General features: G+C 42.9%; 8 protein-coding genes, 1 tRNA gene and 3 pseudogenes. 7 read left to right on the top strand and 5 right to left on the bottom strand.

Translation table 11 applies throughout. The annotated features are described in order from the left end of the window. Positions 1-139: 139 nt before the first annotated feature. Complete coding sequence (locus F941_RS11395; RefSeq protein ID WP_005011352.1) at positions 140-3,241, bottom strand: multidrug efflux RND transporter permease subunit; 3,102 nt, start codon at positions 3,239-3,241, stop codon at positions 140-142. A gap of 355 nt (positions 3,242-3,596) precedes the next feature. Here F941_RS11395 and F941_RS11390 point away from each other — a divergent pair, with 355 nt between their 5' ends. Together F941_RS11390 and F941_RS11385 are read left to right on the top strand one after the other, a co-directional pair. Then, positions 3,597-4,178, top strand: a complete 582-nt coding sequence (locus F941_RS11390; RefSeq protein ID WP_154649291.1) for a DUF4112 domain-containing protein — start codon at positions 3,597-3,599, stop codon at positions 4,176-4,178. A gap of 8 nt (positions 4,179-4,186) precedes the next feature. Beyond that, a complete protein-coding gene (locus F941_RS11385; RefSeq protein WP_005011348.1) occupies positions 4,187-4,549 on the top strand; it encodes a VOC family protein in 363 nt (120 codons plus the stop codon). Positions 4,550-4,608: 59 nt separating this feature from the next. On the opposite strand, the gene htpX is transcribed toward F941_RS11385, so the two are convergent. Both htpX and F941_RS11375 read right to left on the bottom strand, forming a co-directional pair. Further along, the gene (gene htpX, locus F941_RS11380) at positions 4,609-5,514 is read right to left on the bottom strand and encodes a protease HtpX (protein WP_005011342.1); all 906 of its coding nucleotides are present in this window, start codon (positions 5,512-5,514) and stop codon (positions 4,609-4,611) included. A 133-nt stretch (positions 5,515-5,647) separates the two neighbouring features. Further along, positions 5,648-6,427 (bottom strand): annotated as a pseudogene (locus tag F941_RS11375) (lytic transglycosylase domain-containing protein); the annotation flags it as partial. Between the two features lie 572 nt (positions 6,428-6,999). Here F941_RS11375 and ttcA point away from each other — a divergent pair. Together ttcA and F941_RS11365 are read left to right on the top strand one after the other, a co-directional pair. Beyond that, on the top strand, positions 7,000-7,926 hold the full coding sequence (gene ttcA / locus F941_RS11370; RefSeq protein WP_005011340.1) for a tRNA 2-thiocytidine(32) synthetase TtcA: 927 nt from the start codon (positions 7,000-7,002) through the stop codon (positions 7,924-7,926). Positions 7,927-8,150: 224 nt separating this feature from the next. After that, positions 8,151-8,534 (top strand): SCP2 sterol-binding domain-containing protein, encoded by a 384-nt coding sequence (locus F941_RS11365; protein WP_005011337.1) that lies wholly within the window; start codon positions 8,151-8,153, stop codon positions 8,532-8,534. A gap of 63 nt (positions 8,535-8,597) precedes the next feature. Here the strand turns inward: F941_RS11365 and F941_RS11360 are convergent, their stop codons facing one another. Then, positions 8,598-9,710 carry an MltF family protein gene (locus tag F941_RS11360; protein WP_005011336.1) on the bottom strand — a complete coding sequence of 371 codons (1,113 nt, stop codon included), beginning with the start codon at positions 9,708-9,710 and terminating at the stop codon, positions 8,598-8,600. A 363-nt stretch (positions 9,711-10,073) separates the two neighbouring features. On the opposite strand from F941_RS11360, the gene greB reads away from it, so the two are divergent. Together greB and F941_RS11350 are read left to right on the top strand one after the other, a co-directional pair. After that, a complete protein-coding gene (gene greB, locus F941_RS11355; RefSeq protein WP_005011335.1) occupies positions 10,074-10,565 on the top strand; it encodes a transcription elongation factor GreB in 492 nt (163 codons plus the stop codon). Between the two features lie 90 nt (positions 10,566-10,655). Then, positions 10,656-10,745, top strand: a tRNA-Ser gene (locus F941_RS11350). 270 nt (positions 10,746-11,015) lie between these two features. On the opposite strand, the pseudogene F941_RS16250 reads toward F941_RS11350, so the two are convergent. After that, positions 11,016-11,180: pseudogene (locus tag F941_RS16250) on the bottom strand (IS5/IS1182 family transposase); the annotation flags it as partial. 856 nt (positions 11,181-12,036) lie between these two features. On the opposite strand from F941_RS16250, the pseudogene F941_RS11345 reads away from it, so the two are divergent. Then, positions 12,037-12,462: pseudogene (locus F941_RS11345) on the top strand (transposase); the annotation flags it as partial. Positions 12,463-12,632: the final 170 nt, after the last annotated feature.

The following is a 12,632-nucleotide window of genomic DNA, read 5'->3' as shown; positions in this document are numbered from 1 at the left end:
CCTGCAACACCTGCAACACCTGCAACACCTGCAACACCTGCAACACCTGCAACACCTGCAGAATAAAATATATTCTGTGCAATAAAAAAAGACGCATGGTGCGTCTTTTTTTATGGAACTTTGAGAGTGAACGCGGGATTTATTTAGGATCCACTGCTGCCGCTTTAAAAATAGACCGGATCATAACAAAGGCAAAAGGAATAAAAATAAGCACCAGCACGGTCCCAAACAGCACACCGCCAAACACGCTTAATCCGATTTCCTGACGGCTGACCGCACCGGCGCCTTGAGCGAAAATCAGCGGAATTACGCCTGCGCCAAAGGCTAAAGAAGTCATGAGAATAGGGCGGAAACGCAGGCTGGCCCCTTCAATCGCGGCTTCAACGGCTTTTTTACCTCGCCGCTGCGCAGCATCTGCAAATTCAATAATAAGGATGGCATTTTTACAGGACAGGCCAATGGTGGTCAGCAGGGCAATCTGAAAATAAATATCATTTGGGAATCCGCCGATAAATGAAAATAAAATGCTTCCTCCGATGCCAAGCGGAATGGCAGCCATCACTGCAGCCGGAATGGACCAGCTTTCATATAAAGCCGCTAAGCAGAGAAAAATAAAGCCAATAGAGATCAGGTACAACATGAATGCCTGGTTGCTGGTTTTCTGCTCTTCAAAAGATAAGCCGCTCCAGGCCAAATCGATATCTGACACTTTATTGACCAGCAGCTCAATTTGCTGCATTGCCTGACCCGAACTCACGCCAGCCGCTTTCTCTGCTTCCATTTCGACTGCACTGTAGCCATTAAAGCGGTTGACGATTTCCGGCCCTCCAGACCAGCCGGTGGTCGAAAAGCTGGAAAATGGCACCATTTCATTATTGCTGTTTCTGACACTCCAGTACTGCAAGTCTTCAGGCTTGGCGCGGTAAGGGGCGTCACTTTGCATCATGACCCTTTTGATGCGTCCGCGGTCAATAAAATCGTTAATATATTTGCCGCCTAAGGCCGCCGAAAGGGTGCTGTTGATATCTGTCAAGGCAAGGCCGGAAGCCATTGCCGCTTTCTGATCAATGTGCACTTCCAGTTTTGCTTTATCTGGCGCAGATTTTTTATCAAGATTTTCAAATGCATCAAAATGTTTGGCTTCATTTTTCAGCTCATCAAATTTTTGATTGAGGAAATGCCGCCCTTGGCCATTAATATCGCGCACCCAAAAGGTTAAGCTGTCAGTATCACCTAAGCCGTTAACCACAGGCGGCATTGAAATATTAATACGGGCATTTGGGGCTTTGCTGAAATACTTGTTGGCGCGTTCGCGGATAGCATCTGCGCTGTTTGCCTGGCCTGACCGTTCATCCCACGGTTTCAGCTGGATAAAGCCCTGAGCTAAATGCTGGCCTGTCCCTGTGCGGTTGCGGCCATAACGCACCATGACCAAATCAACATTGTCTTTTTCATGTTCCAGAAAATAGCTGCGGACCGCTTCACCGGCCTCAATGGTTTTTGACATTGGCGCATTGTCTTGCAGTGTCACTTGCAGGCTCAGTGAACCCTGATCTTCATTGGGTAAAAAACTGGTCGGCAGCGCGCGGTAAAATAAGGCAAAGACAATGATCAGTGCGCCTGCGATGACCAAGGCGGCTAAACGGTTATGCATAGCCAGCTGCGAGACCTGAATGTATTTGCTTTTGGTTTGATGCAGCATGCGGTTAAAACTGGCGGCCCAGCGGTAGGTCTGACCAGCCGGCTTTAAGATTAATGCGCACAGCGCGGGGGTCAGCACCAGCGCCACAGACAGGGAAATCGCCATGGCTGTGACTAAGGTAATTGAAAATTGGCGGTAAATTACACCTGTCGAGCCGCCAAAAAAAGCCATGGGAATAAATACAGCCGTCAGCACCAGCGTAATGCCGACTAACGCGCCGCTGATTTCATGCATGGACTCAATAGACGCCTGCTTGGCTGTCATGCGCTGTTCATACATCAGACGTTCGACATTTTCAACCACCACAATGGCATCATCAACCAGTAAGCCGATGGCGAGCACCAAAGCAAAAAGCGTCAGGGTGTTGATGGTCATGCCCAGCACATACAGTACCGCCAGAGTGCCTAAAATCACCACAGGAACAGTAATGGCTGGAATAAGCGTTGCGCGCCAGTTCTGCAGAAATAAAAACATGACTGCAACCACCAGTAAAATGGCTTCAAACAGGGTTTTAACGACTTCCTTAATTGACTCTTGCACAAAGGGCGTATTGTCGCGCGGGTAAACCAGCTTGTAGCCTGCCGGCAGTGTTTGAGCAATGTGATCTACGGTTTGATTGATCAGCTTGGAGCTTGCAATGGCATTGGCGCCAGAAGCCAGCGATATGGCCATGCCGGCAGAGGGGTAGCCATTGATGGAGCTGTAGGATTGATAATTCTCTGCGCCCAGCTCAACACGGGCCACATCTTTTAAGTAGACAAATCCGCCGTTCGCGCTGGCCTTTAAAATAATCGAATTAAATTCCTCAGCTGTTTTCAGGCGGGAGCCGGATGTGACTTTAGCATTTAAATACTGTTCACTCACTGCGGGCAGCTCGCCGATGCCACCGGCAGCGACCTGTGTATTCTGCGCTTCTACAGCCTTTTGCACATCGCTTGGCATGAGCTTGTATTCACGCAATTTATTTGGATCGAGCCAAATGCGCATGGCAAATTGCGAACCGAAGACATCCACTTCACCTACGCCTTCGACCCGGGAAATTTCACTTTCTAAATGTGTCTGCAGATAATCAGACAGTTCGATATTGCTGCTTTTACGGCTTTCATCATACAGGCCAATAACCATATGGGTATCGCCGAGGGATTTAAAAACTTCGACACCTTGGCGCTGCACATCTTCAGGCAGGCGGCTGAGTGCGCTGTTGATTGAGTTTTGGACTTGAACTTGCGCAGTATCCGGATCTGTGCCATTTTCAAAACTGATATTAATCCGGCTGCGGCCAGTAGAATCACTGCTGGAGCTGAAATACAGCAGGTGATCCAGCCCTTTGATCTGTTCTTCTAAAATTTGTGTGACGCTTTCTTCTACCGTTTCGGCATCGGCGCCCGAATAGGTGGCACTGATGGCGATTCTGGGCGGCGCAATATCGGGATAGCGCTCTACAGGAAGGTTTTTTAAGGCAAATAGGCCGCCCGCCATTACAAATATTGCAAGTACAAATGCAAAAATTGGCCGCTGGATAAAATATTGAGAGAGCATAAGTTATTTTACTTTCCGTAGCGCCTGAAAAGTTCCGTATAAAGGTAATGAAAGCGAAGATGCCGGCATCAATTGCTGATTGATGCATCGAATCCATAGAGAAGCTCTTTGTTTATATACTATAAAAATGAAGAAAAAATGTATAAAAATGCTTAAATGATTGCAATGGATGGCTGTATTGGCATATGAAGGCTGATAAATAAATCCCGCATGCGCAGCCATGGATATGCAAGGCTCGTGTACACTCTGCATAAGTCTGGCGTTCTTAAAAATAAATGAATGCTGCAGACAGCATCGCGATAAAATGTTTTATTCAGCACAGCGCCATAAAGATGATGGAATGATGGAAAACTTGATGCCGGAAAAAAAATTAACACAGCAAGAGGTCATCCGCATAGAACGCGATTTAGCAAAGTTTGCCAATATGATGGATTCTGTCATACGGATTCCATTTACCAAGCAGGGTATCGGGGCGGATGCCGCGCTGAGCACCATTCCAATTGCCGGCGATGCAGCCGGATTTATTTTAACCTGCTATGCGATTTATAAAGCGAAACAAATTGGTGTGCCGCAGCATAAACTCAGCCCGGTGCTCAAAATGGCGATGATTGATGCTGTAGTCGGCTTTATTCCTATTTTAGGAACAGTGTTTGATATCTTTATCCGTCCGAGCCGCAAGGCGCTGGATGTCGTGCATGAGCATATCCGCACTGAATATCAAATCAGCAGCGAATCGCATGTGATGCATCCTTTTTTGCATGAAAATTTAGAAAGAAAACAGCAGCAATCCGCTTTTTGGCGCAATCCGGCAGTGGCTTGGATCTGGCTGCATTTGCCGGATTTGCTTGGCCTGCTGTTTATTGTGCTGCTCGGCTTTGCCATGTGGATGGGCGGTGTCTGGCTATGGCAATGGTTTCAATCGATGAATGCGGGATAGGCAAGCCAATGAATTTTGAAGGACAAATCACTGCAAATCTGCCTGCTGTTGATTTTGATCAAACGGCATTATTCTACCAAGGGTTGGGCTTTAAGTTGCAGTATCAATCTGCCGAATGGATGATTATGCGCTTGGGCAGCATGGTGCTGGAGTTCTTTCATCATCCAGCGCTGGATCCGCAGGCTTCTTGGCACAGTGCCTGCATTCGTGTACCAGATATTGAAAGCTATTATCGATATTGGTCTAGCTTTGATTGGCGGGCATATAAGCATGCGCGAATCACTGAGATTCAGCATCTGGCTGAAATCCGTCAATTTTGCATGATCGATCTCAACGGCAGCTTATTGCGCTGTATCCAGACCGCAGACTGAAGCGCCGCTTGCAAAAAAGCCTCCATAGGGAGGCTTTTTTTTAAAGGAGATGATCGGGCTTAAGGGCAATCTAATTGCTGTAAAGCCGCGACACGCTGTTCAATTGTTGGGTGAGTCTGGAATAAAGCGGCTAAGCTAAAGCCTTGTTCCTTACCTTCCGCAATTGCAAACGCTTTCATTTCTTTCGGCATTTGATCCGGCAGTTCAGATTCAGCCTGCAGGCGAAGCAATGCTGAAATCATCGCCTGTTTGCCTGCTAAGCGGGCGCCAGCTTCATCTGCGCGGTATTCACGGTAACGCGAGAACCACATAACGATTGCGGACGCTAAAATGCCAAAGACAATATCTAAAACAATGGTCGTAATAAAATAGGCGATGCCGGGCGCTTCACCCTCTTCGCGTCCAAATAGATTGCGGTCGATAAAATCGCCGACAATACGGGCAAAGAACATCACGAAAGCGTTGACAACACCTTGAATTAACGCCAAGGTCACCATATCGCCGTTGGCCACATGGCCGATTTCATGCGCTAAGACCGCACGCAATTCATCTTTATTCATGCGTTCCAGCAGGCCTGTGGAAACCGCGACGAGTGCGTCGTTTTTATTCCAGCCAGTGGCGAAAGCATTCGATTGATACGATGGGAAAATACCGACTTCAGGCATATTAATGCCAGCGCGTTGAGAGAGTTGAGCAACTTCTTGTAATAACCATGCTTCAGCTTGGCTACGAGGAGCGTTCGGGTCAATAAGCTCAGTACCAGTTGTTTTCTTCGCCATCCATTTAGACATGAACAGGGAAATTAAAGAGCCCACCATACCGAAGACAAAACAGATAACCAGCAGGTTACCGATGTTTAAGCCGCCGGCGCCATGGTAACTGCCGACACCGAAGAGTGACAAGATAATGCCAGCTACAACCAGTACCGCGAGGTTGGTTAGCAAGAACAAACCAATCCGCATCATTGAGAAAATCCTCTTATAAAATAAAAATAATCTGATTTGCTAATCAAAATCAGTTAAAAGAATATGAGGTGAAACTCCTCATAATTCAAGGAAAAAAACGTAAATCCTGCAGAAAAATCAAAAAAGCTGAATTTTATTCTTTGAAGTAAATATGCGCTGAAGCAGATGCATTTGCTGTCGCGTATGATCCTGGCGCGTCGGTATAATTGCCGTCTGCTGTGCGAATGATATGGCGCTGATATTTTGATTCCTTCAGTTCAGCTGCAGGCTGCTCATAGCCGCCAGAGCTGGCGACAATTTTGCCCTGTGAGGATGAGGAAGGAATATCGCTGACCAAGCCTGAGCCATTGGAATATAAGTTGCTGAAGCGGCTGCTTACCCGGCGGACATAATCTTGCGTTTCGCGGAAAGGCGGGACGCCGCCGTATTTTTGCACGTTGCCTTCACCGGCATTATAGCCGGCAAGCACTAATGAGGTGTTGCCGTTGAAGCGCTTGCTGAGCCAAGCCAAATAACGCGCGCCAGCCATAATGTTCTGATAAGGATCAAAGGCGTTTGAAACATTAAAACGCCTTGCCGTGGCTGGCATAAGCTGCATCAGGCCTTGTGCGCCTACAGGCGAGCGGGCATTCACATTAAAGCCGGATTCGGTATGCATGACTGCTTTAATTAAGCCTTCAGCAACGCCATGCTGCTGTGCAGCCTGCTTGATAATGTGGTCAAAAGCATTTTTATTGCGGCTGTAGCTTGGCAAAACGGACGATTCGCTGGCGCCCCAATTGCTGTAGCTGTGAATATTGCTTTCAGGGTAATACGTCACTTTTACTTTGGTCAGTGAGCGGTCTGAATTTTTGCGGTTGGTCAGCAGCGTACTGCCGTTGTTGTCTTTGTAAATATAGATTTGACCGGCATGCGCCGAAGCTGCGCCTAAACAGATAGCCGCAGTGCCGCATACAGATAATATAAATAGCCCAAAATTATTGTTCATTGTAGTAAGTAAGTAAACTTCTGTCCCCAACAGTTATTAAGAGTTTAGCAAAAAAAAGATGATTGAAAAGGCATGATCAATTTATTTCTCAGCGAGTTTGTAAAAATCAAGTCATTTTGCTGATTCAATAATCAAAAAAAAAATTAATTTTTTTTTAGCGGGCATAACTTGACAGTGTTAAGTAATTGTTATTTAATGTATTTTAAATTGATCAAAAAATGATCAATTTAAATAAAAGCCTTAAACTCAGGGCAAGACACGCTGTCAAGCTGTTTTAAATCCACAAAGTTATCCACAGGATTTGTGGACAACTGTGGAAAAGTCCAAAAGGTAAGCATCTTGGCTAAAAAATGAACTTAACCGTTCAAATTATCATGCGCGCCATGACCCGAAGATGACATTGTTTTTACATTTTTCAGAAATTACATTCTTTAGGTGCGTGATGACTTCGAATCGGATAAAATTGCGCGGTATTTTTTTTAAGGTTTAACTCGTCTATGTTCTCGCCAGTTGAGTCCGAACAAGGATTTAATTTCAAACCAGAACTGCCAACCAGCTCTGCGTATTATCGTCTGCTGAAAAAGCTGCGCCGTCAGGTCGGACACGCCATTCGTGATTTTAAAATGATTGAAGATGGCGACAAAGTGATGGTGTGCATTTCAGGCGGGAAGGACAGCTATACCTTGCTGGACATCATGCTGCAGTTCAAACGCATCGCGCCGATCAATTTTGATGTAGTGGCGGTGAATTTAGACCAAAAGCAGCCGGGCTTTCCTGAAGATGTTTTGCCACGTTATTTAGAAGAAAATAACATTCCGTACTACATCTTAGAAAAAGACACCTACAGCATCACCAAGAAGCTTACGCCGGAAGGCAAAACGTATTGCGCAGTCTGCTCGCGTTTACGCCGCGGTTCGCTGTATGGCTTTGCGCAGGAAATTGGCGCAACTAAAGTGGCGCTTGGCCATCACCGTGATGATATCTTGGCAACGTTCTTTTTAAACTTGTTCCATGGGGGCAGTTTAAAAGCGATGCCGCCAAAGCTGTTGTCTTCAGATAAAAAGAATATTTTGATCCGTCCTTTGGCTTATGTGGAAGAGAAGGACATTATTAAATATGCAGAAATGCGCAAGTTCCCGATTATTCCGTGCAACTTGTGCGGTTCGCAGGAAAACCTGCAGCGCGCCATGTTGAATGATATGCTGCGTCAGTGGGACAAAGATTATCCAAAACGCCTGCATAGCATCTTTGGCGCTTTGCAGAACGTATCGCCATCCCAATTGGCTGACCGTGAGCTGTTTGACTTTGAAGCCCTGGACAGTGAGCGTGAATTTGACTTTAAGCAGAGCTGCTCAACTGAAGACGCTGCGGAAGGCGAAAGCAAGCGGATTAATATGGTCAATTTAGGTTTTGCTGCCGATTAAGCCTGTATTTGTATTCAAAAAAGCATCTTTATTTTAAAGATGCTTTTTTTATGTTTTTGATTTTTATTGATTATATAGGGTTTGGGTAAAAACTGAACGCTGCGTACAAAAAACTTTAGGCATAAGTTAAAATTACATGCTATAACAGGCAACAAGCAAAATAGCTTCAAAAGATGCGGCCTGGATAGGCTTCACACAATGCACAAATAAATTGAGGAAACATCATGCCTGCTTTTTTAACTGATGATTGGTTTTCAACTGTCGAAACTCTTACTGCGCAAGCTGGTAACCTAAACTTACCGCCTGCATTGGCAAATCTGGCAATCAACCTGGTCGTTGCAGACGCTTCTGGCAATACTGAATTATCTTTAGATGGCGGGGCAATTAAGAAAGGCCTTTCGGGCAATGCAAAAACAACGCTCAATATGGATGCAGAAACACTGCGCAAAGTATTCCTTGAGTTTGACATGGCTGCTGCGATGCAGGCTTTCATGACTGGCAAAATTAAAGTTCAAGGCGATATGTCGCAATTGATGGCTTTGCAAACAGCCAAGCCAAGCCAAGAGCAAAAAGATTTATTTAAAAAAGTGCTTGAGCTGACGGCTTAATCCGCTTACATAAAAAAAAGCTTACCGACTGGTAAGCTTTTTTTTTGCACTCGATCTCAGCGGTTATATATTCACCAGCTGAGGTGTCGTCTTAATGTGCTCTAGATAAGCGCGGATGCGGGTGACATATTGCACCGCTTGACGGTAACGGCCATTGCTGGCTTTATTGCTGTCGAGATAGGCGTATAAATTGACCCATTTATTGGGGTCTTTGCCCTGGTTCTTGATGCGGTTTTGCAGCTGGTTTACAGCGCCCGGCCCCATATTATAAGCCACTAAGGCATACCAATTGCGGTCAGGATACGGAATGTCCGAGAACTGATCGAGCATGGAGTCATAATATTTAGCGCCGCCCTGAATGCTTTGAGCAGGATCGGTACGGTTGCTGACACCCATGGCTTTGGCTGTGCTGTTGGTGAGCATCATTAAGCCGCGGACTCCTGTAGGTGATACAGAGTTCGGCTTTAAATACGATTCCTGATAGCCAATCGCAGCCAATAAATGCCAGTCTAAATTGTATTGCTGCGCAGTACGCTGAAAACTGGCTTTATAAATTGGCATGCGGCTGTTTAAATCGCGCTGAATGCTGTCCCAGGATTCTTCTTTAATCACATTTTGGTTGTAGAAATTCGCCAATTGCTGCAGCGTGCCGCTTTGTTTGGCGCGGCAAATAAAGCCGCTGGCTGTTTCACTGAGCGGATCATTGGCCGCTTTGAAGACCCAGTTTAAGTCAGTGTTCAGGCCATTTTTCTGCAAGGAAGCAGTTTCACCGCAGGACGCTGAAAATGAAGTTAAATTTTTGCCTTCAATGGTCTGAATACTGGCAGTCGTCATGGCGAAGCTGGCTTTGCCTTGCTTAACCCATTTCAGAGCCGTGGCATTGTCATCTACCGTTTTAAACTCAAGCTTTACGTTTAAGCTGTCTGCATAGTTGCGGACTAAATCATAGCCAAAACCGTGCAAATGTTCACTGTCATCAAAGACAGCAGTGGGATTCACCACAGATACAACAACCAATTTATTGGTGTTGACGACATTATCAAATTGATATGCTGTTTTGCTTGCATTAATACTATGGAATGGGAGAATTAAAGTACCAAAAGCAAGTGTTTTAATTGGGAGGGATTTTAAAGAGTTAAGGCAAAGCCTCGACCCAGAAGTTGAACTACTGTGCATGTTGTCTCCGCTACAGGTATTTATGCCCTAAAAAGCCAAGGCGAATAAGCCTGTAACTTTTACAAGTCAGCTAAATGCGATAAGGGTTGGGCAGTCATGACGTCATTCAAAATGACTAAGGATTAGTTGGGAAATATACAGAAAAACTGTATTGATTAAAAAACACTCAAGATCAAAAGATGTGCGCATAATAAAGATGAAAAAAAGGCTTGTCAAATTTTGTACATGAATTAGTGAAGATTTGTAATATAACTTGTTAATTTTATTAATGAATTAATTTCATAGCCTTTTTTTATATGCAGAAAGAGGGTAATATGGTGATTTCCTGTACGTGAAAAGCAACAGTCAAGCCAAAAAAATATTATGAAATCTAACTTAATTACACGCGGTGGACATGACTTGCTGGTTGCTGAATTAAAGCATTTATGGCACGAAGAACGTCCTGAAATTACAAAAAAAGTGAACTGGGCAGCAAGCCTTGGTGATCGTTCTGAAAATGCAGATTACCAATACAATAAGCAAATTTTGCGTAAAATTGACCGCCGTGTACGTTACTTAGGAAAACGGCTTGAAGAGCTGCATATTGTCGACTTTTCAGCAGAACAGGCAGGCAAAGTATATTTTGGTGCTTGGGTTGATATTGAAAATGAAGCAGGTGAACAAAAGACTTTAAGAATTGTCGGGGTGGATGAAATATATGATCACCATCCGCAGCATATTTCAATTGATTCACCTATGGCGCGTGCCTTGCTGTCTAAACAGGTGGATGACGAAGCAGAAGTGATGACACCTTCAGGTAAAAAAACATGGTTTATCAATGCAATCCGGTATGAGCCGTCTGAAAAGCCGGATTAATATATTTTTTGATTTTATTTTGAACAGTTAAACTAAAAAAAACCAAAAGCATTTGCCAAAGGTTAAAATTATTTATATGATGGCGTCCATGGAAGCGTGGCAGAGCGGTTTAATGCACCGGTCTTGAAAACCGACGAGGGTTTACCCCCTCCGTGAGTTCGAATCTCACCGCTTCCGCCAAATACTTAAAAAAGCCCTTGTTATTACAAGGGCTTTTTTATTACCTAATGGGTTACTCCACAACCTATCCCAAATAAAATTTTGGATTTAAAAAGTAAAGATGGGATAGTTTTGGACTGAATAAGAAATCAATATAAAAACTTTAATAATTCTATATGCAGTTTAGGCTGTGAAAAAAAAGACTTTTAATACACAAAAAAATGGCTCACGAATGAGCCTTTTAGGTGGAAATAGGCTTTGTTGCACAAACTTATCATTGATGGCTCATTCAGCAATATCAGAATAAGTTTGATTTCGACCTTGTTCGCCTTTTAGCTGAGCATACCATTGAGTGCTAGGATCAAATTAAATCGAAATATTACCTCTATTCATAAGAGTGTGGTTGTAAGTGGGCCAATTGGTTGTACGATGGATTTTAGGTGCAGACTTATTTATCCGAAATTATATTGCCGAATACGTATCTAATGGTAGGTTTGTGCAAGAAATCTTTAAGGAGTATAAAATTGAAATTACTAGGTATTAATAGAATTATAAATAAACAGTTTAAAATATCATAAATCTTGATATTTCTGATGTGAAATCTTATTTGGATATATTTTACAATAGTCAAAGTATTATTTTAATAGAGTAATGAAAGTATAGCTGAAAAATTAAAATTTTTTTTTGAAAATAAAAGATGCTATCTTGATTTATTAGATCATAGAGATGAATATTTAAGAGGGAATGATGTTAGTAGTGATTTAATTGAGTAAAACCTAATTTAGCATGGGTGTTGTATTGTCTGATGTTAATTGTTAGAAAATAAAATTTAGTAAACATAAATAGATGTGGAGAAAATTTAAACTTTATATAAATATTTAGAAAAATCTTAAAATACAATAAAAAAAGTTAAAGTAATCCATCTGTTAAAGTCATAAATAATACCTTGTAGATTGTGGGGATATTATTCTAATTCTAAAGGATAAAATGCACTTATTAATGAATTAAGCGGAGTATCTTGTTGGAAGACGTCTTATATTAAAAGTTTCCTTTATATTGTTTAGGATTAATGTGTCAGTATAGATATCCAAATGAATATAATGCCACAAGTTATGATGAATTTTCTTTTTAAAAGATAAAGTGCAAGGTGGAGATAAAGAAGAATCATAAGATATTGCGAATGCCTAGTTACAAAATTGAATTAATGAATGAATTGGGGGAACGAAAAGTTGCAGTAATTAAAGGGGATTCATTTGGACAAATGAAAAATGCATTGCAACAATGAGATAACTAATTGCGGTATCGATATACTGAACCCTTGCAAATAAGGGCTGTTCAGATGGCTGCAAATAATGTCAGTGATTCGCTGGATAAAATCCTACCTGATGAGAAAATTATTCTGTCTATGCAGATGAAGCTTGTGATACCGAATACGGCCGACAAGTCATTTCAGATCGACAAGCACATGCGGCGCTTCCACCTAAAAAATGCAAGGCCATTGAAAGATAAGACGCTGAGATCTTTAGAGAGAAATGAATTGCTGAAAACAGTCAAACACCTAGGAAGAACAATTTGGAAAAAGTGGCCTAGCGATCATCGTCACAGCTTGGTAGAAACTAAAATTAAATTATTAGGTGACAAACAGAGTGCTAGAAACTTCAATAGCCAAGTCAATGTAATTCACACACGCATAGCAGTACTCAATAAATTTACGGAATTAGGCAGGCCTCATACCTAAGTTGTCACATAAATTTGAGTGGCTTAGGTGGCAAACTAGCTTTTAAACCTTTGTACAACAAAGCCTATTCCTTCTAAAGAATTCTATTATTTACTGGTGCACCAATTCAATTTAATACAATGGCGATAAGTAAAGTACTAGCTACACTTTCAAATTGTAAATGACCAATC

Source organism: Acinetobacter bouvetii DSM 14964 = CIP 107468 (assembly GCF_000368865.1).
Taxonomy (GTDB): domain Bacteria; phylum Pseudomonadota; class Gammaproteobacteria; order Pseudomonadales; family Moraxellaceae; genus Acinetobacter; species Acinetobacter bouvetii.
The sequence above is the reverse complement of the archived record's forward strand: the minus strand, read 5'-3'. Positions and strand labels throughout refer to the sequence as shown.

What these genes read in the sequence shown, in the direction of transcription:
- F941_RS11395 (WP_005011352.1), bottom strand. Translation starts at nt 3,241, where the DNA reads ATGCTCTCTCAATATTTTATCCAGCGGCCAATTTTTGCATTTGTACTT.
- F941_RS11390 (WP_154649291.1), top strand. Translation starts at nt 3,597, where the DNA reads ATGCCGGAAAAAAAATTAACACAGCAAGAGGTCATCCGCATAGAACGC.
- F941_RS11385 (WP_005011348.1), top strand. Translation starts at nt 4,187, where the DNA reads ATGAATTTTGAAGGACAAATCACTGCAAATCTGCCTGCTGTTGATTTT.
- htpX (WP_005011342.1), bottom strand. Translation starts at nt 5,514, where the DNA reads ATGATGCGGATTGGTTTGTTCTTGCTAACCAACCTCGCGGTACTGGTT.
- ttcA (WP_005011340.1), top strand. Translation starts at nt 7,000, where the DNA reads ATGTTCTCGCCAGTTGAGTCCGAACAAGGATTTAATTTCAAACCAGAA.
- F941_RS11365 (WP_005011337.1), top strand. Translation starts at nt 8,151, where the DNA reads ATGCCTGCTTTTTTAACTGATGATTGGTTTTCAACTGTCGAAACTCTT.
- F941_RS11360 (WP_005011336.1), bottom strand. Translation starts at nt 9,710, where the DNA reads ATGCACAGTAGTTCAACTTCTGGGTCGAGGCTTTGCCTTAACTCTTTA.
- greB (WP_005011335.1), top strand. Translation starts at nt 10,074, where the DNA reads ATGAAATCTAACTTAATTACACGCGGTGGACATGACTTGCTGGTTGCT.